The organism is Cyanobium sp. Maggiore-St4-Cus, assembly GCF_024345615.1.
GTDB classification, from domain to species: domain Bacteria; phylum Cyanobacteriota; class Cyanobacteriia; order PCC-6307; family Cyanobiaceae; genus Cyanobium_A; species Cyanobium_A usitatum.
This window is the reverse complement of the sequence record NZ_JAGQBL010000003.1, coordinates 21,448-39,324: the sequence shown is the minus strand read 5'-3', so window position 1 is coordinate 39,324 and position 17,877 is coordinate 21,448. Positions and strand designations below refer to the sequence as shown.

The window sequence follows — 17,877 nt, the reverse complement described above, 5'->3', positions numbered from 1 at the left end:
TCGTCCATCCCTCTGGGCCCTGGCGTTGACCATTGGCTCAGGTTTAGGACTAGGCCCGCTGGCACCGGTACGGGCCCAGGACCTAGTGGGCTGCCAGCTGGTGGATGGCCAGCTTTCCTGCGTACCAGGGGTGAGTGCCGACCCCCAGTCCCAGATCCGTGCACTGCGCCAGCAGATCAATACGGATCTGCAACAGGAGAGTGCAGTTCAGCAGCAAATCGATGGTTTGCAGCAGCTGGTGCTCCAGGGTGAAGCCGTGCAGGGGGCAGTCCTACAGGCCACGGCCGTAGCCGACGTTTTGGCCGCATTGCCACCCTCAGCGTTTCACTGGTACCGGCGTAGCCCTGGTGCCAACCAGTGGCTGCTGATTGACGGCGCCACAGGGCCGAGCTACGTCTTGCAGCTTCAAGACGTTTCAGCCCAGGTAATGGTGGTGATAGCGCTGCCAGCCCAAGGGGGTGGCTCTAGCCGGCAGGCTTCTCCGGCCATTGGACCAATTGGCAGCAAACCCTGAGGTTGATTTTCGGGGAGGTTGGTCTTCGGGGAAGGTGACTTTCTACCTAAAGCTTTCGCTTTAGGTAGAAAGCATGCACTCCTGCTGCTTAACCAGCTCGAAAAATTCAGCCTTAAGGCTTGGATCTATACGGAAATCGCCTCGCACCACAGAATTGACCATGCTGGTTTGGGGCTCCTTCACACCACGCCACTTCATGCAGTAGTGCTGGGCTTTTACCAGAATCGCCAGACCTTGGGGCTCGCAAAGACGCTCGATCTCATCGGCCAAGATCATTACAGCTTCTTCCTGAATATGAGGCCTTGAGAATACCCAATCGGCAACTCTAGAGAATTTGGACAGGCCAATCACCCGATCGCCTGGCTTGATACCAATCCAGCAATTGCCCAAAATGGGCACCAAGTGGTGAGAACAGGCTGAGCGAACGGTAATGGGACCAACGGTATAAATTTCATCCAGCTTTTTGACATTTGGGAAACTGGCGATCTTTGGCTGCTCGTGGTAGCGCCCCTTAAAGACTTCGTGCAGATACATCCGGGCGACACGCTCAGCTGTCTCCTCGGTGTTGTGATCTTTGTCTATATCGATGACGAGACTACGTAGCAATTCTCGAACCTTGCCCGCCACCTCAATCTCCAACTGCTCGAGCTCACCATCGCGCAGGTGGTCAGAAATGTTGTCGTTTGCGAGATAAGCAACTCCTGCCGCGTCAAGACGCTCACGGATTCGCAGACTTATGGGCAGGGGAGCCGAATCGGGTGTAATGGGGCGCGAAGGAATGCTGGACGGCAGGGTGGAAGTCATAGGGGGGCTCAAAGCGCGCCGGCGGCCGGCATGAGGGTGAGATCTTCCACCACTGAGGTGGCTGGCTGTTGGGCCAAGTACAGCAGGGCTTCAGATGCCCTTTCAACGTCAAGCATGGCACGGCGATCGAACGTGCTGTGGACGTTTTCGCTCTCCCAGAGAGGCGTATTCACCGCACCTAGGGTAAGGGTGCTTACCCGTATGCCAAAGGGGCGTTCTTCGACGGCAAGGCATCGACTAAGGGAGAGGAGAGCGGCCTTGCTAACGCAGTAAGCGCCCCAGTCGGGGAAGGCTTGGTGGGCTGCATGGCTGTTCAGATTGATGATATGTCCGCCGCCAGCCTGCCTGAGTCTTGGAAGCAGCGACTGGCACACCTGAAATACAGCACTGAGATTGAGCTGCATCAACCGTTGCCATTGCTCCAAGGGCATCTCTGCCAAGGAGCCTGTATAGGCAACGCCGGCATTGTTAATTACAACAGTAGGTGTGAGGCCTCGGCCGCAGAGGTCTTCCAGTCCGGGAGCAATAGTGGCAGGCTCGGCGAGATCGAGGCCGATGGATTCGATTCTCCTGCCAGTTGGCTTTAGATCCGTCGCAAGCGAATCGAGGTCGGCAGTAGTCCTGGCGAGCAGGAGCAAATCGTAGCCGGCAGCGGCAAACTTGTGGGCTGCTGCTGCACCTATGCCTCGCGAGGCGCCGGTGATCAGAGCAACAGGTGCTGAATCAGGCAAAGGCAGGCTCTGGGAGGCAACGGGACCTGAAGCAAATCTTAAGAGCTGGGGGAAGCAATTGGGGACTCGCTGTCGAGCACCCTTCCCATGCGGCGGAATTTGGCGTAGCGCTGCTCGATCAATTGGGATTCACTTAGGCCCTGCAGTTGGCTGAGTTGCTCCAGTAGGGCAGATTTCAGGGTCTCAGCGGCCTGGAGAGGAGCCGAGTGGTTGCCGCCGGCAGGCTCGGGCAACACCAGGTCAACGATGCCGAGCTTGAGAAGATCAGGGCCTGTGATCTTGAGAGCCTCAGCGGCAGTGGAGGCCTTGCCTGCGTCCCGCCACAGGATCGAGGCGCAGGCCTCTGGGCTGGCCACTGTGTAAACGCTGTGCTCGAACATCAGCAGCCTGTCGGCGACGCCGATTCCCAGGGCGCCACCAGATCCGCCTTCGCCGATCACCGTGGCAAGAATCGGCACCCGCAGCCGGAACATCTCACGCAGATTGACGGCGATCGCTTCACCCTGCCCCTGCTCCTCGGCCAGCACCCCCGCGTAGGCCCCCGGCGTATCGATGAAACTCAAGATCGGCAGGCGAAAGCGATCGGCATGCTCCATTAGCCGCATCGCCTTGCGATAGCCCCCTGGGGATGCCATGCCGAAGTTGCGGGCGACATTTTCCTTGGTGTCGCGTCCTTTTTGATGTCCGAACAGCACCACACCCTGCTCACCGATCCTGCCAACCCCACCCACTAGGGCCTGGTCGTCACTGCCACGGCGGTCGCCATGCAGCTCCAGCCACTCATCAGTAATCACCTGGATGTAATCCAGGGTGCTGGGCCGCTGGGGGTGGCGGGCCACCTGGATCTTCTGGGAGGGCGTCAGGGCATCGAAGATGTCTTTGCGACGCCTGGTGGCCAGGGTCTCGAGCTGTAGCAGCTGCTGACTCACATCCACCTCCGAGTCGCGAGCCAACTGGCGAATCTGCTCGATTTGCTCTTCGAGCTCAACGAGGGGTTTTTCGAACTCCAGCAAGGCGCGGCGGGCCATGGCGGCTATGGGCAAGGGGACGAAAGGTATTCAGGCAGTAGTCAAGGCCGGGGTGGGATCGATCTGGGCGGACAACCCCAGGGCCTGGAAGCCATGGCGCAGGGAAGCGGCACCGATCAGATCCATCTTGTCGAGGCTGATGTTGTTGCGCCCCCAGCTGAAGTTGGTGTGGATACCTTCGAACTCCAGCAGGATGGCCTCGGCGAAACAGGCAAACATCTGACGTTTGGGGTTGTCCATTTCAGCCATTTCCATCATTTGCCAGGTGATGTCGCTGAAAAACTCAACGATGCCCCCCTTCAATACATGGATGCCGTTGCCACTGGCCTTGGTGTCTAGGTTTTTCGGATAGCCGCCGTCGATCATCAGGCAGGGCGACTTAAGGCTGGCAGCATCGATGCTCAGCGTTTGGGGCAAGCTGGCCACCCAAACCACCACATCTGCTTCCGGCAGGGCCTCCTCCAGCTTGAGGATCCGGCCGCCGCCAAGCTCCTGCTGTAGATCCAGTAAGGGTTGGGGCTGGCGGGCGACCAACAAAAGCTCCTTGACTCCAGTGCGCTGGCTCAGCCAGCGGCATACAGCGCTGCCGATATCGCCGGTAGCCCCGATGACTGCAACCCGGGCTTGGCTCAGATCGATACCGAGCTTGGGGGCATTGGTTTCAACTTGGCGACAAATCACCCAGGCGGTGTGGGTGTTTCCGGTAGTGAATCGCTCCCATTCCAAGGTGGTGGAGCGGATTTGCTGCTCCTTGAGCAGGTTGAAATTTTCAAAAATGATCGAGGTAAATCCGCCCAAAGCGGTGATATCGATACCATTTTTTTGAGCTAGCTCCATGGCGCTGAGCACCTTGCGGCGAGCGGTTTTAAACCGACTCAGCATTTCTGGCACGAAGCAGGAGTCGATGTATGCCCCTTCTATGGTCTTGCCTGTGGCGCTGGTGACCTGAAGATGCTCCACAAGTTGAGGAGGGGCACTACACCAGACGTCGAGGTCACCCTCGGCAAACTCCTCAAAGCCAAGAGTGCGAGCCTTTTCGCGGGCAGCCTCGAAGCTTGTGGAGTGACCGATCAGGCCGAACATGGGCAACCCCAGAGGATGTCGCGGACGCTACATCTTGCCACGACACGCCTGGCAGGGGGCTTCAGCCGATCAATGCAGCAGCTGCCATTTTGGCGATCTCCCTGGAAGTGAAGCCAACTTCGAGCAGAGCCTCTTGGTAGGAGGTGAGGAAATCGGCCATCAAATCCTCCTGGTCCATTTGCAGAACAGCCGCGTCACCCGCGACCTGCTCGAGCATCTTGCGCACCAAGGGGAGATTCTCACGGTTTGCCTGCTCCAGCTCCCCTCGCACCGTTTCAAGGTTGGCTTTCAGCCATTCCTGACCGTAATTAAGGTGTGTGTACTCATCTTTGACTACACCTTCGGTGATCTTGCGGGCAAATGGATCAGCTACAGGAATATAGATATGATAGGCCGAAATTGCAAATGCTTCAATCAAAATGGCCTGAATCAAAAGACAGGTTGTGACCTTGCCTTCAGCTAAAGCCTTCTGAAAGTTGTTGTGCAGGGGAGAGAAGAACTCCTTAGCAAACGGCATGTCAGCAGTGACGCCGAGGTTATTGGCGCAAGCTGTGAAGCCCTTCATGTGCTTCAGCTCCATGCGGGCCAATTTGGTCAGCTCCTCAGCTTGGTCAGGGAGCAGCCCACCGATAGAGATGTAATTGTCGTGAGCTTCCTGCTCGCCTTCAATCACGATCGCGTTGATGCGGCTGTAGGCGTCCTTGTAGGTATCAGTGCTGAAGTCGGGCAGTTGGTCTGCAGGAAACGCCTCGGAAACATTGTGAGGAGCAAGAGTTGTCATGGCAGCCGCGCTGTTGGATCTGATCTTGAGACTGTAACCACTCCCTACCGAACTTTGACCGTCCCTAGGCCTGGCCAGGGGCTGGCCAGCAGGGTTTCGAAGCGGTGCTGCCAACCTGCCACCAACCGGTCAAAAAGTTGGGCTCCCAGGGCTGCAGAAGCGCCGCGGGCGTCGCCAACCACTCCGGTCAGGCTGAGTTCCTGGCTGAGCCAGGCAAGCGGGGCGGCCCCTTCCAGGCTCCAACCCGCGGGGATGACCTCGCCTCGCTTGCCATCGCAGGGGCGCTGCTCGCCCACCAGCTGGGGGGCGAGGTGCAGCATCAGGCTGGTTTCCGCCAGGCCCGCGTGCAGCCCGTCGGAGCGCTCCGGCTCGGGGATGAGCTCGGCGATCCCCTCGGGACCACTCCATAAAAAGCAGGGCAGCACGGCTAGCTCGGGCCGCTCCGCCCGCAGCTGGCGCGCGGCGGTCTGAAGCAGGGATATCTGGCCTCCGTGTCCGTTAAACAACACCAGGCGCTGAAAACCTGTGCTGGCCAGTTCGTGGCCTACGGCCACCAGTTGCTCGATCAGGACCTGGGGGGGGAGGCTGATGGTGCCACTGAAACCACGGTGCTCTGGGGAGAAGCCGATGCTCTGCAGCGGCAGCCGCACGATGGGCAGGCTTGGCTCCAGCGCTACCAAAACTGCGTCTAGCACTCGCTCAGCAAACAGACCATCCGTTCCGAGCGGCAGTTGGGGGCCGTGTTGCTCGACCGCCCCCCAGGGCCAGACAACAGTGCTTCCTGGCTGGGCTGCAAGCTCCTGAACCTGCGGCCAGGCCAGCTGCTCAAGGTGGCGCTGCTGGGGCATTTTTTGAGGACTGATCACTACAGTGTGGGGCTCTCAGCCCTTAGTGGAGATGGCCGGTACCGGCAGTCAACCGCCCTCATCCTCATCCCGGCCCGTGCCCCCTGGTCCTGCGCGCCCAGTGCCTGCACGCCCCCAGCCGCTGGCGCCCCTGCGTAAGCCGCCCCAGGTGTTGATGATCCGCAAGGACGAGCCAGCCCCGCAGCCGTCTGCGACTGAGCCTGCGCTTGCCTCAGCTCCCCAGGCTCCCGCTCAGCTCGCTCCCGTTAACCGGGTTGCGGCACCTGCCAGCACTCCTGTCCGAAACGACGACGAGCTGTTTGACCTGGGGTCCATGGAGGGCCTCACCATGGCCGACCTGCTGGGCCCTGACCCGAGTCAGAAGCGTGCTCCCAAGGCTGCTGTTGCCGGAGAGCCCAGCACCAAGCCCACGGCGCGGAGCGTCGACGATTTCGACTTTGACGAAGAAGCCTTTCTGGCGGCTCTCGACGACCACGAGCCCCATGGCACCACTGGAGAGGTGGTGCGCGGCACCGTGATCGGTGTCGAAAGCGATGGCGTTTACGTGGATATCGGCGGCAAGGCGCCGGGTTTCATGCCCAAGAAAGAGTGCGGCCTGGGGGTGATCACCAACCTCAAGGAGACCTTTCCCAAGGGGCTGGAGGTGGATGTGCTCGTCACCGGCGAGCAAAACGCCGATGGCATGGTGACCATCAGCGCCCGTGCCTTGGCCCTGCGCCAGAGCTGGGAGAAGGTGAGGCTCTTGGAGAAGGAGGGCAAGGTGGTGCAGGTCAAAGTGAACGGCTTCAATCGAGGTGGTGTCACCTGTGAACTTGAGGGATTGCGCGGCTTCATCCCCCGTTCCCAGCTGCAGGAGGGCGAAAACCATGAGGCTTTGGTGGGTAAGACCCTTGGTGCCGCTTTCCTAGAGGTCAATCCAGAGACCCGCAAGTTGGTGTTGTCGGAGAAGAAAGCTGCCACTGCAGCCCTATTCCAAAACCTGGAGGTTGGTCAGCTGGTTGAAGGCCAGGTGGTGGCAATTAAGCCCTATGGCTTGTTTGTCGATCTAGGCGGTGTGAGCGGTTTGTTGCACCAATCGGCAATTAGTGGTGGTCAGCTGCGGGACCTGCGTGAGGTTTTTGGCCAGGGAGACCGGGTCAAGGCCCTGATCACCGAGCTGGATCCGGGCCGAGGCCGCATCGCCCTCAATACCGCCCTTCTCGAGGGACAGCCCGGTGAACTGCTGATTGATCGAGACAAGGTGATGGCTGAGGCTCCAGAGCGGGCCAACCGGGCCCGCTCCGTGCTGCGCCAGCAAGAACAAGGGGCCGGATGAAGCAGGCCGCTCCAGATTGGGAGCTCGACTACTACTCTCGCCCCATCCTTGAAGAAGATGGCAAAAAGCGCTGGGAGCTGCTGATCTGTTCCACCCCTGAGGTGCCCGGACCAGGGGAGGTAGCGAGCGAAACCTTCCGCTGGGCCCAGGCCTGCCCTGCCACCAGCGTTAATTCGATCTGGCTGAGGGAGGCTCTGGAGGCAGCATTGGCTGGTGCTGCCGCCCAGGGTTTTGGGCCGCCTCGGCGGCTGCGCTGCTGGCGAGGCTCAATGCGCACCATGGTGCAGCGGGCGGCTGAGGGGCTGGGATTGGAGCTGGTGGCCAGCCGCCGTACCTACGCCCTAGTCAACTGGCTGCAGGAGCGCGAGCGCCTGGTGTATCCCCAGGAGCCCGGCTACATGGCGGGCCCGTTAGCACCGCCTCCCCAGGCTTTGCGACCGATTGCGGTGCCCTTGCCGGAAGAGGCGCGGGGAGACAGCTGGGCCTGGGCCACCTTGCCCTTGGGTGTCCTAGCCGCTGCATCGGAGTGGGAGGTTGGCTTTGCGGGCCTCGTACCCCTACCGGAGGCGGGGGCTGCCGAGCTGCCGGTGCCGGGCATTCGCCTATTCAGCTCCACCAGGGCCCTGGCCCTAGCCGGCTGGCTGGCTGGGCTCGAACCCGTGCGGCTTGAGATCAGTGGACCGCAGCTAGTACTTGAGGCAGGCCTTGAGGATCGCTGGCTGCTCACCAACTTGCCGGCTGAGGAGGCAGAGGTGGCCACTGCCGCTTTTGCTGCCGCCCGAGAGCAGGCCGGTGGCCTTCAGTTCCTTGCCGTTCAGGCCAGCGAGCAGGACCAGCGCTTTGAAGGCTTCTGGTTGCTGCGCGATCTTCCCGACGCTTGATTCCCCACGATGGCCGAAGCGGTTGATCCCCCCTTTGATCGTCCCGACCGGGACTTCAATTCCTTGCCCGGCTGGACCTGGGTAGGTACCTATGGCGGCTACTACCTCCAGTGCGACCTGCTCCAGTCGTTTGAGCATGGCTTCTTTACACGTCAATGGCAGGGACGGGGGCCTGAGGTGCTGGCGGCTTATGTGAGCGCTGGGGTGAGTGTGCACCGTCTGCGCCAGGTGCACAGTGCCGTGGTTTTGCCAGCCAGCCAGGCCAGCGCCGATCCCTTTCCCGAGGCCGATGGTCTTATTAGTGATGCCGGCGGCCAAAGCCTCTGGGCTTGTGGCGCTGACTGCACCCCGGTGCTGATTGCTGATCCCGCTACTGGCCGGGTGGCGGCTTGCCACGCTGGTTGGCGCGGTGTGGCTGGAGGCATCCTCGAGCGCGCCGTGCAGCAGCTGGTGGATGGAGGCAGTCGGCCGGCCGAGCTGCTGGTGGCCCTAGGACCAGCGATCGGCGGTGGCTCCTACCAAGTGCAGCGGCTGGTGTCTGAACAGGTTGCGGCGTCTCTAGCCGCCACCCCTGATGCGTCTTTGCTGCCTGTTCTGCTTGAGCAGTTGCGTCAGTGCGGCGCTCTGCAGGCCGATCCAGACCCTATGAAAGACCGCCTTGATATTCGCCTTGCCGCCCAGCTCCAACTGGAGCGACTTGGGGTGCCCACGGCGCAAATTGGCCGCTGCCCTCTTTGCACAGCCAGCGAACCACTGCTTTTTCACTCCTGGCGGCGCGATCAGGTGAAGGCGGTGCAGTGGAGCGGCATTGTTTCTCAGGCTTGAATCTTGGCGCTGTTTCGAGCTAGATTCGCCTTCAATCAAAGCCGCGTAGCTTGCATTCGGGCCTGTTTCTGCGCAATAATGCAGAAGTTGCATAACTATCATCAATGCTCACTGGTGTCGACCTTCTCGCCAAGGTCAAAGAACTCGGGGATGTGAGCAAGTCTGACTTGGTTCGCGCTTGCGGCTATGTCTCCCACAAAAAAGACGGTTCGGAACGGCTGAATTTCACAGCCTTCTACGAGGCTCTCTTGAATGCCAAGGGAGTCGATTTTGGCGGTGCAGCCAAAACCGGGAAGGGCGGCCGCAAACTCAGCTTCAACACCAAGGTCCAATTCAACGGCAACTTGATGGTCGGCAAGGCTTATACAGGCATGCTTGACCTCAAGCCTGGCGATGAGTTCGAAATCAAGTTGGGTCGCAAACAGATTCGCTTGGTACCACTGGGTGCTGAGGACGAGGAAGAGTGATTGACAGGGCTACCTGTTCGGCCACTTTGATGCCATCAATTGCTGCCGAGAGGATTCCGCCGGCATAACCAGCTCCCTCGCCGGCTGGGTATAACCCTGGGGTGTTGCCACACTCCAGGGTTATTTCATCTCTGGGTAGCCGCACGGGCGACGAGGTGCGGGTCTCTACACCGGTGAGCAGGGCATCGCCCATTAGGAAGCCTGGAATGCGGCGATCGAAGGCGGGCAGGGCCTCTCGGATAGCTGTCAGAACGAACTCCGGTAGGCAGCCAGCCAAATTCCCATAGCAAACTCCTGGTTGGTATGAAGGAATCACTCCGCCACTGCCCTGACTTGGGCGGTTGGCGAGGAAATCTCCAACCCGCTGGGCAGGTGCTTGGTAGTTAGATCCGCCTGTAACAAAGGCGCGCCCCTCCCAATAGCGCTGAAAAGCAACGCCGGCGAGGGGATCGTCGTCTCTTTCCCCGTAGGGCTTCAGATCGGCTAGCTCGATACCCACCACGATGCCGCTGTTGGCATTGCGTTCGTTGCGGGTGTGCTGGCTCATGCCATTGGTGACTACTCGACCTGGCTCCGAGGTAGCCCCCACCACCAATCCCCCCGGGCACATGCAAAAGCTGTAGACACTGCGGCCCAAGTTGGTTGTCTCACGGCAGTGATGCACCAGCTTGTATTCAGCTGGGCCCAGGCGGGGGTGGCCGGCGGCCTGCCCCCAGCGGGCCCTGTCAATCAGGCTCTGGGGGTGTTCGATGCGTAGACCAACGGCGAAAGGCTTGGGCTGCATCGCCACGCCGGCGGTTTTCAACATCTCAAAGCTGTCCCGGGCACTGTGGCCAAGGGCCAGCACCACCTGGCTGGCGGCAATTCGTTCGCCGCTATCGAGCTGCAGACCCTGAATGGAGCGGTCCACGGGATTTAGCTCCAGGCCGTCTACCCGGCACTCGAAGCGCACCTCGCCCCCTAGGGCCTCGATTCGCTGCCGCAACCCCCGCACCACCGTGGCCAGTTTGTAGGTGCCGATGTGGGGGTGGTGCAGGGTGAGAATGTCAGGGTTAGCGCCTGCGGCAACTAGCTCCTCCAGCACCTTGCGCACGTAGGGCTTGGCTTCGCTCACCTGGCTGTAAAGCTTGCCGTCGGAGAAGGTGCCAGCCCCACCCTCGCCAAATTGGGCATTCGATTCGGGATTGAAGTCAGCGCTCCCCTTCCAAAAGCCGAAGGTGTCGGCGCTGCGCTCCTTGACCGCCTTGCCCCGCTCCAGCAATAGGGGACGAAACCCCATCTGGGCCAGCAGCAGGGCCGCGAAATAGCCGCAGGGACCAGCTCCCACCACCACTGGTCGCAGCTTTCCTGCGTTGGCTCCGCTTACTACGGGGTGATAAGTCGTGTCGGGGCTGGGCCGCAGATGGGGGTCGCCGGCAAAGCGCTTCAGGAGCCGGGCCTCGGCACGGGCATCAAGGTCCAAATCCAGATCCAGGCTGTAAACGAGGGTGATCGCCGCGCTCTTGCGGGCATCAACGCTGCGCTTAACCAGCCGCAACCCAAGTAGTTGATCGGGGGCGAGCCGCAGGCGCCTCAGCACTGCCGCCGCCAGGTCGGCCTCGCTGTGGTCGAGGGGCAGCTTCAATTCGCTCAGGCGCAGCACTACCGACTCCAAGGGGGCGCCTGCACGGGAGCCGGGCGCAATTCATGGCGTTATTTCAGCAGTCTTGGCTCCACTGCGCCTGAAATTGAATTGGGCTGCCAGGCTGGAGGTCGATGCGGCGTCGATTCTTTGTCGATTACCCACTGCCCCCTTTGCATGGCCCTGGCGGTCCTTTGTGTGCTGCGAGCCACGGCCCACGGCACCTTGCTCTGGCGTCTGTCTGCCTAGGCGGGGCGCTAAACCATGGGTATGTTCCAGCGCAGCACGCCGAAGAACCTCACCTGGCCGATGGTCACCTGGCCTGGTGCGTTCGTCTCCCGACGTGGCTTCCTCAGCTTGGCTGGCTTGGGAGTGGCCGCCCTTGCGGCATCAGGCCTGAGCCCTGAGGCCGCTGCCGCCCCTAGAGGCGGTGCCAAACCGCTGCTGCCGCCCCGGGGCGACCTGCGCCTGGTGGCGATCAGCGATCTCAACAGCAGCTACGGCTCCACCAGCTACCTGTCGGAGGTGCTGCGGGCCGTTGAACTGATCCCCAGCTGGAAACCCGATCTGGTGCTCTGCGGCGGCGACATGGTGGCGGGCCAGAAGCAGGGCCTCAGCCGGGTACACCTCAGCGCCATGTGGGCCTCCTTCCATCGCCAACTGCTGGCACCTTTGGAGCGGGCTGGGCTGCCGGTGGCGATCACCATGGGCAACCACGACGCCTCTTCCGCCCGTTCTGGGGGCCACTACATATTTGAGCTCGATCGCCAGGAGGCCGAGCGTTATTGGCGCGGCCAGCAGAATGCCTTGGGGTTGAAGTTTGTTGATGCCAGCCGCTTTCCCTTCGCTTACAGCGTGCGTCAGAACGACCTTTTCCTGCTGGTGTGGGATGCCTCCTCGGCCGCCCTGCCCGCCGAACAGGTGGCCTGGGCCGAGCGCCAGCTGCGCAGCCCCGAGGCCCAATCGGCCCGGTTGCGACTGGTGCTTGGCCACTTGCCGCTGCTGGCCGTAGGAGAGGGCCGGGACCGGCCTGGCGAGGTGTTGCAGCAGAGCGAGGCCCTGCGCCAATTGCTGGAGCGCACCGGCGCCCATGCCTACATCAGCGGCCACCATCACGCCTTCTTCCCAGGCCGGGTGGGTCAACTGGACCTGCTCAACCTCGGCGCCCTGGGCAGCGGTCCGCGCCGCCGGCTGCAGGACAGCACGGCTCCAGTGCAGACCCTCACCGTGATCGATGCCTTCTGGCCCCAGGGTGATGGCGCGGGACGCACGACCTACACCAGCTACAACATGACCACCCTGGAGTCGATCAGCAGCCAGCAGCTACCGGCCCAGATTCAACCCAGTCAGGGACCGCCGCTGCGGCGGATCGGCTGAGAGACGCGGTTGGCGGCTCAGGCCAATCTGGCCTCGATCCTGGCCACCTCCAGGCGGGTGGCGATCACGGCGTCGGGGTTGAGACTGATCGAATCAATGCCCTCCTCCACCAGGAAGCGAGCGAAATCGGGGTAGTCGCTGGGGGCTTGGCCGCAGATACCGATCTTGCGGCCGCAGCGTTTGGCGCTTTGGATTGCCAGGCGAATCATGGCCTTCACGGCCGGATGGCGCTCGTCAAACAACTCAGCCACCAAGGCTGAATCGCGATCCAGCCCCAGGGTGAGCTGGGTGAGGTCGTTGGAGCCGATCGAGAAGCCATCGAAGCGCTCCGCAAACGCCTCTGCCGCGATCACGTTGCTTGGTAGCTCGCACATCACATACACCTCAAGCCCGTTTTCACCCCGCACCAGGCCGGAGCGGGCCATTTCGGCCAACACCCGATCCCCCTCCTCGGGGGTGCGGCAGAAAGGCACCATCGGGATCACATTGGTGAGTCCCATGGCATCGCGCACCCGTTTAAGGGCCTGGCATTCGAGGGCAAAAGCAGCGCGGAAGGCGGGGGCGTAATAGCGGGAGGCGCCCCGCCAGCCGAGCATCGGGTTCTCCTCGTTGGGTTCAAACGCAGCTCCCCCAAGCAGGCGAGCGTATTCATTGCTCTTGAAGTCGGAAAAGCGCAGGATCACCGGCCTGGGATAGAAAGCCGCTGCAATGCGGGCCATGCCCTGGGCCAGTAGATCCACGTAGTACTCGGCGGGGCTGGTGTGGCCGGCCGTTAACCGGGCTATCTGCTGCCGCTGCTGGGCGTCAGCAACCCGCTCAGGCTGGAGCAGGGCCAGCGGGTGCACCTTGATGTGATTGGCGATGATGAACTCCAGCCTGGCCAGGCCCACCCCGTCGCAGGGAATGGCCGCGAGGTTGAAGGCCTCCTCCGGATTGCCCACATTGATAAGGATGCGGGTCCGGGTGGCGGGCAAATCGTCAATGGCCTGCTCCGTGACGCTGAACGGCAGGTTGCCCCGGTACACCCGGCCGACATCGCCTTCGCAGCAGCTGATCGTGATGGCGTCGCCGTCATGGATGCGCTGGGTGCCATCGCCGGTGCCGACGATGGCCGTAATGCCCATCTCGCGGGCAATGATCGCCGCATGGCAGGTGCGGCCGCCCTGGTCGGTCACCACGCCGCTGGCTCGTTTGAGGATTGGTTCCCAGTCGGGGTCGGTGCGTTCGGTGATCAGTAGGTCGCCAGCCTCAAAACGGCTGATTTCGCCGGGATCCTTAATCACCCGGGCTACGCCGCTGCTCACCGAGGCGCCGATGGCGCGGCCGCTCACCAGGGTTTGCGCCTGATGGGGCTCCAGGTGCCAGCTGCGCAGCACCGCCTGCTGCTGCCGCGACTGCACGGTTTCCGGACGGGCTTGGAGGATGAACAGCTCGCCTGTGAGGCCATCTTTTGCCCACTCGATGTCCATCGGCGTGGGGGCGCCACGCTTAGCGCTGTAGTGACGCTCGATTTGGCAGGCCCAGCGGGCCAGGGTGAGGCACTCGTCATCGCTGAGGGCGAAGCGGTTGCACTCGGCTTCCGGCACGGGCTCGTTTGTCACGGTGATCCCCGCTTCCCCGTACACCATCCGGATCGCCTTGCTGCCCAGTCGCTTGCTGAGGATCGGCGCAAAGCCCTGCTCAAGCGTTGGCTTAAAAATCAGCACTTCATCGGGGTTAACGGCGCCCTGAACAACGTTTTCACCGAGGCCGTAGGCGGCGGTGAGCAGCACCGCGTCGCGGAAGCCTGTCTCGGTGTCGATGCTGAACATCACCCCGGCGCAGGCCAGGTCGGAGCGCACCATCCGCTGCACGCCGATCGAAAGGGCGACCTCCAGATGGTCAAAACCATTGAGCTGGCGGTAGGAGATGGCCCGGTCGGTGAACAGCGACGCGTAGCAACGCCGGCAGGCCTGCAGCAGGGCAGCTTCGCCCTGAATATTGAGGAAGGTCTCCTGCTGGCCAGCAAAGCTGGCATCGGGCAGGTCTTCGGCTGTGGCGCTCGAGCGCACTGCTACCGCTGGCAAAACGCCATCTGGTGTTGCCAGCTCTCGATAGGCGGCCAGGATCGCTTCGCTGAGGTCGGCGGGCAGGGTGGTGTTCAGCAGCAGGTTGCGGGCGGCCTTGCCGGCGGCCTGCAGGGCACCGAGATCATCAGCATCCAGGTTTTGGAGTAGGTCCTGCAGTGGAGTGCTGAGGTCGTTGCTGCGCAGTAGGTGGCGGTAGGCGGCGGCTGTGGTGGCGAAGCCTCCAGGCACCCGCACACCCTGGCCCGCGAGCTCGCGGATCATTTCGCCTAGGGAGGCGTTTTTGCCGCCCACCTCGGCGATCGCCCCGATACCAACTGCCGCGAACGGCACGACGAGCAGTTCGCGGCTGTTGGCATGGGTAGTTGGCAGCCACCCTGAATCTGGCGCCTTCTTGGGGCGTTGTCTTAACTGTGAAGCCAGCGATGCAGGCCCCACACCCCCTGCCGCTGGTTCGAAATAGGTGGCACAGTGGGGTGAAGCTTTTTCGTTGCTCGCAAGTTTCTGTGTCTCGCTTTTCCCTCGCCTGGATCGCTGCTTCCGCCCTAAGTACCACCACTCTGCTGGGAGCTCCTGTCTTCGCCCAGTCGCCTGGGGCCGCCGCCGCTGCGGCCAAGCCAGTCAGCCTGGAGACCATGAACGATCTGGCTCTCGCCGCCGCCGTCAACGTCTGTGAGCTGGCGGTAGAGCAAAAATTGGCCGTGCAGAACGCCGTTATCTCCAATGCCAAGGCGATCACCTACGTGGTGACCGCTGCCCATGGCGGTCAGATAGCTGGCAGCGGCAAGCTTGAAGCCGCCCAGATTGTCAACGGCAGCATTGTGCAGATTGTGGGCCGGGTTAAGCAGGGCTGTTACGCCAAGATCACCGCCGACGACAAAAAATTTGTGGACGAAGTGATCGCCCAGTACACAGCCCAGGCCACCAAAGCCCAGCCCAAGAAGTAACTAGCTTGCCCTTTGACTGGAGATCAAACTTGCCCTTTGACTGGAGATCAGTCGGAGTCGGAAGACTCTGGCTTGCTCTCCGGTAGGAGTTGGGCCAGTAGCCCAGCCGCCATCAACAATCCGCCCAAGCTAAGGGCCAGGGTTTTATTACTCGCCGCGGGGCCCTCACTCCATACCCCCGCCGCCAGGAAGGCTCCCCCCAGCAGCAGGGAGGGCACTAGCACTATGCCCTTGGCGGTGCGATTCAGACTCATGGGCAGATAAGTGGCCTCATTCAAGCTGCGACGTTGGCACAGTCGGCGCTGGCGTGTGAGTCGGCTTGAGCCAGACCAGCTGCGATTAAACCGTTGCCAAGATCTGCTGCTTGGTTTGTGCTGCCACGCACGGAAGCAAGCGGCTGAACCCTTGCCAACAGCACACCCTGGTTTTGTCCCATCGGCCGCAAATTGACGCGGGTGTGGCGAGGAACGGCTTGGCGAAGCCAAGCCACTGCCTCAGCCTGCTGAGCTTCAGCTACCTCCACACAGGCCAGCTGCACCGTGTAGCTACGGTTTTGGTCGCCTAGCTGGAGCAGGGTTGCCCCCCGCACTTGCAGCACCTCGGCCGCCAAGGCGGCTCCAGGCCACACCAATAGAACCGCCAGCAATGCGGCGAGCCATCTCAAAGCTTGGCGCCGCAGCTGGGGCAGAAAAGGTGGGCACTTTCGGTGGTGCTACCGCAGGAGTGGCAATGGCGGCTCGTGTCGATAGCTAGCTCTGGATGGGATGGCAGCCCCACCATCTGAGCGTTGCTGGCGCCGGGGGGAACCATCGGATAGCAGTTCTCGTTGCGGCGCACCTTGACATCGATGAAGGCAGGCCCGGGATGGTCAAGGGCCTCCTGCAGTTGCTGGCGCAGGTTGGCCCGTTCGTCGATGCGCACGCCCCGAACGCCGAAGGATTCCGCTAGAGCTGCGAAATTAGGCATGCCATTGGTCATTTCCGAGGCCGAGTAGCGCTCTCCGTAGAAGCTCTCCTGCCACTGGCGCACCATGCCCTGCCAGCCGTTGTTAATCACCACCACCTTCACCGGCAGGTTGTATTGGCTGAGAGTGCCCAGTTCCTGAATGTTCATCAGGATGCTGGCGTCGCCGGCAACACAGATCACCTTCTCATCCGGGAAGGCGGTCTGCACGCCCATGGCTGCGGGCATGCCGAATCCCATCGTGCCAAGGCCCGCCGAGCTGATCCAGCGCCGGGGGCCATTGTGTAGAAATTGGGCGGCCCACATCTGGTGTTGGCCCACATCTGTGGTGTAGAAGGCATCTGGTGCCAGCTCCCTCAGGGCGACAACCACTTCCTGGGGGGCGATGTCTCCCTCCGGATCGGGCACCACCAGGGGATAGTTCTGCTTCCAGCTGTCGATGCGCTGCAACCAGGCTTCGGTGCGGCCCTCCGAGCTGTCCTGGGCTGAGGCAGCCAGAAGGGCTGCTAGCGCGGCCTGGACATCGGCCACCAAGGCCACATCGGGTAGGCGGGTTTTGCCCATCTCCGCCGCGTCGATATCGATGTGGATCACCTGGGCCCGGGGCGCAAAGCCATCCAGCCGGCCTGTGACCCGGTCATCGAAACGGGCACCGGTGGCAATCAGCAGATCGCACTCTGTGACTGCGAAATTGGCATAGGCGGTGCCATGCATGCCGAGCATGCCCACCGATTGGGGGTGCTTCTCATCGAAGGCTCCCTTACCCATCAAGGTTGTGGTTACAGGCAGGCGGAAGCGTTCGGCCAGCTGTTTCACGGCGCCATGGGCCCCGCTGCTGATGGCTCCGCCACCGACGTAGAGCAGGGGGCGACGGGCTTGGCGGATCAAGGCCAGAGCCGCGGCAACGGCCTCGGGGTCGGGGCTGGGTGGCAACTTGAATCCAGCTGGGATCGCCGAGCCCGGAGCCACCGGCGTGTAGTCAAATTCCTCCAGACCGACGTCCTTGGGCACGTCAATCAGCACAGGGCCGGGCCTGCCACTGGCTGCAATCAAAAAGGCTTCAGCCACGATCCTGCCGATGTCGCGGGGATCGCGCACCACCCAGGAGTGCTTCACGATCGGCAGGGTTATGCCGAAGATGTCGGTTTCCTGGAAGGCGTCGGTGCCAATCGAGGCCCGCGGCACCTGCCCGGTGATCACCACCATCGGCACCGAGTCCATCTGGGCGGTGGCGATACCGGTGACCAGGTTGGTGGCGCCAGGCCCCGAAGTTCCAAAGCAGACGCCAACTTCGCCGGTGGCTCGCGCGTAGGCATCGGCCGCATGGGTGCCGCCCTGCTCATGGCGCACGAGGATGTGCTTCAACCAGCCACGGGATTCTGCCTTGTGCAGTTCGTCATAGATGGGCAGGATCGCGCCGCCGGGATAGCCAAAGATGTGGCGCACTCCATGGCGATGCAGGGCATCCATCAGGGCATAGCCGCCGTTTACTCGCTGAGGAGCAAAAGCTTCAGAAACAGTGTCATCACCACTGGTTGTGGCGGTAGCGGACTGGGCCGCAGAGGCGAGGGGCGTCAGCGTCACGGCTGCTGCAGGCCAATCAACTTG

18 protein-coding genes are annotated in these 17,877 nt (G+C 62.0%); 7 read left to right on the top strand and 11 right to left on the bottom strand.

From position 1 onward, the window contains the following. The first annotated feature begins 25 nt into the window (after positions 1-25). On the top strand, positions 26-514 hold the full coding sequence (locus KBY99_RS03270) for a hypothetical protein (protein WP_254997336.1): 489 nt from the start codon (positions 26-28) through the stop codon (positions 512-514). A gap of 60 nt (positions 515-574) precedes the next feature. On the opposite strand, the gene folE is transcribed toward KBY99_RS03270, so the two are convergent. From folE to KBY99_RS03240, 6 genes are all read right to left on the bottom strand, one after another. Further along, positions 575-1,318: a GTP cyclohydrolase I gene (gene folE / locus KBY99_RS03265; protein WP_254997335.1), complete on the bottom strand. Its 744-nt coding sequence runs from the start codon at positions 1,316-1,318 to the stop codon at positions 575-577. 8 nt (positions 1,319-1,326) lie between these two features. Continuing rightward, the gene (locus KBY99_RS03260) at positions 1,327-2,049 is read right to left on the bottom strand and encodes an SDR family oxidoreductase (protein ID WP_254997334.1); all 723 of its coding nucleotides are present in this window, start codon (positions 2,047-2,049) and stop codon (positions 1,327-1,329) included. A 38-nt stretch (positions 2,050-2,087) separates the two neighbouring features. After that, entirely contained in the window at positions 2,088-3,077 is a 990-nt protein-coding gene (locus tag KBY99_RS03255) for an acetyl-CoA carboxylase carboxyltransferase subunit alpha (protein WP_254997333.1), read from the bottom strand. A gap of 30 nt (positions 3,078-3,107) precedes the next feature. Then, complete coding sequence (locus tag KBY99_RS03250) at positions 3,108-4,160, bottom strand: long-chain acyl-[acyl-carrier-protein] reductase (protein ID WP_254997331.1); 1,053 nt, start codon at positions 4,158-4,160, stop codon at positions 3,108-3,110. A gap of 61 nt (positions 4,161-4,221) precedes the next feature. Continuing rightward, entirely contained in the window at positions 4,222-4,941 is a 720-nt protein-coding gene (locus tag KBY99_RS03245; protein ID WP_254941138.1) for an aldehyde oxygenase (deformylating), read from the bottom strand. 44 nt (positions 4,942-4,985) lie between these two features. Beyond that, positions 4,986-5,789: a creatininase family protein gene (locus KBY99_RS03240; RefSeq protein WP_254997330.1), complete on the bottom strand. Its 804-nt coding sequence runs from the start codon at positions 5,787-5,789 to the stop codon at positions 4,986-4,988. Positions 5,790-5,838: 49 nt separating this feature from the next. On the opposite strand from KBY99_RS03240, the gene KBY99_RS03235 reads away from it, so the two are divergent. From KBY99_RS03235 to KBY99_RS03220, 4 genes are all read left to right on the top strand, one after another. After that, the gene (locus tag KBY99_RS03235; protein WP_254997609.1) at positions 5,839-7,122 is read left to right on the top strand and encodes a S1 RNA-binding domain-containing protein; all 1,284 of its coding nucleotides are present in this window, start codon (positions 5,839-5,841) and stop codon (positions 7,120-7,122) included. Further along, the gene (locus tag KBY99_RS03230; RefSeq protein ID WP_254997329.1) at positions 7,119-8,003 is read left to right on the top strand and encodes a Tab2/Atab2 family RNA-binding protein; all 885 of its coding nucleotides are present in this window, start codon (positions 7,119-7,121) and stop codon (positions 8,001-8,003) included. Before KBY99_RS03235 ends, KBY99_RS03230 begins: the two co-directional genes overlap by 4 nt. Positions 8,004-8,012: 9 nt before the next feature. Continuing rightward, a complete protein-coding gene (pgeF, locus tag KBY99_RS03225; RefSeq protein WP_254997327.1) occupies positions 8,013-8,828 on the top strand; it encodes a peptidoglycan editing factor PgeF in 816 nt (271 codons plus the stop codon). Between the two features lie 104 nt (positions 8,829-8,932). Next, positions 8,933-9,295 (top strand): AbrB family transcriptional regulator, encoded by a 363-nt coding sequence (locus KBY99_RS03220; RefSeq protein ID WP_254941143.1) that lies wholly within the window; start codon positions 8,933-8,935, stop codon positions 9,293-9,295. Here KBY99_RS03220 and KBY99_RS03215 read toward each other — a convergent pair. Then, positions 9,234-10,937 carry an NAD(P)/FAD-dependent oxidoreductase gene (locus KBY99_RS03215; RefSeq protein ID WP_254997608.1) on the bottom strand — a complete coding sequence of 568 codons (1,704 nt, stop codon included), beginning with the start codon at positions 10,935-10,937 and terminating at the stop codon, positions 9,234-9,236. The genes KBY99_RS03220 and KBY99_RS03215 overlap by 62 nt on opposite strands. Before the next feature lie 249 nt (positions 10,938-11,186). On the opposite strand from KBY99_RS03215, the gene KBY99_RS03210 reads away from it, so the two are divergent. Beyond that, positions 11,187-12,293 carry a metallophosphoesterase family protein gene (locus KBY99_RS03210; protein WP_254997325.1) on the top strand — a complete coding sequence of 369 codons (1,107 nt, stop codon included), beginning with the start codon at positions 11,187-11,189 and terminating at the stop codon, positions 12,291-12,293. Positions 12,294-12,310: 17 nt separating this feature from the next. Here the strand turns inward: KBY99_RS03210 and ppsA are convergent, their stop codons facing one another. Further along, the gene (ppsA, locus tag KBY99_RS03205; protein WP_254997324.1) at positions 12,311-14,692 is read right to left on the bottom strand and encodes a phosphoenolpyruvate synthase; all 2,382 of its coding nucleotides are present in this window, start codon (positions 14,690-14,692) and stop codon (positions 12,311-12,313) included. Between the two features lie 173 nt (positions 14,693-14,865). On the opposite strand from ppsA, the gene KBY99_RS03200 reads away from it, so the two are divergent. After that, positions 14,866-15,306 (top strand): hypothetical protein, encoded by a 441-nt coding sequence (locus KBY99_RS03200; protein ID WP_254997322.1) that lies wholly within the window; start codon positions 14,866-14,868, stop codon positions 15,304-15,306. Positions 15,307-15,353: 47 nt separating this feature from the next. Here the strand turns inward: KBY99_RS03200 and KBY99_RS03195 are convergent, their stop codons facing one another. The 3 genes from KBY99_RS03195 to ilvB are packed head-to-tail and all read right to left on the bottom strand — an operon-like array spanning position 15,354 to position 17,739. Further along, positions 15,354-15,560, bottom strand: coding sequence for a GIVxVP protein (locus KBY99_RS03195; protein WP_254930967.1), 207 nt, complete (start codon positions 15,558-15,560; stop codon positions 15,354-15,356). 20 nt (positions 15,561-15,580) lie between these two features. Continuing rightward, a complete protein-coding gene (locus KBY99_RS03190; RefSeq protein ID WP_254997321.1) occupies positions 15,581-15,952 on the bottom strand; it encodes a hypothetical protein in 372 nt (123 codons plus the stop codon). Positions 15,953-15,966: 14 nt separating this feature from the next. Continuing rightward, complete coding sequence (gene ilvB / locus KBY99_RS03185; RefSeq protein WP_396111739.1) at positions 15,967-17,739, bottom strand: biosynthetic-type acetolactate synthase large subunit; 1,773 nt, start codon at positions 17,737-17,739, stop codon at positions 15,967-15,969. Positions 17,740-17,877: the final 138 nt, after the last annotated feature.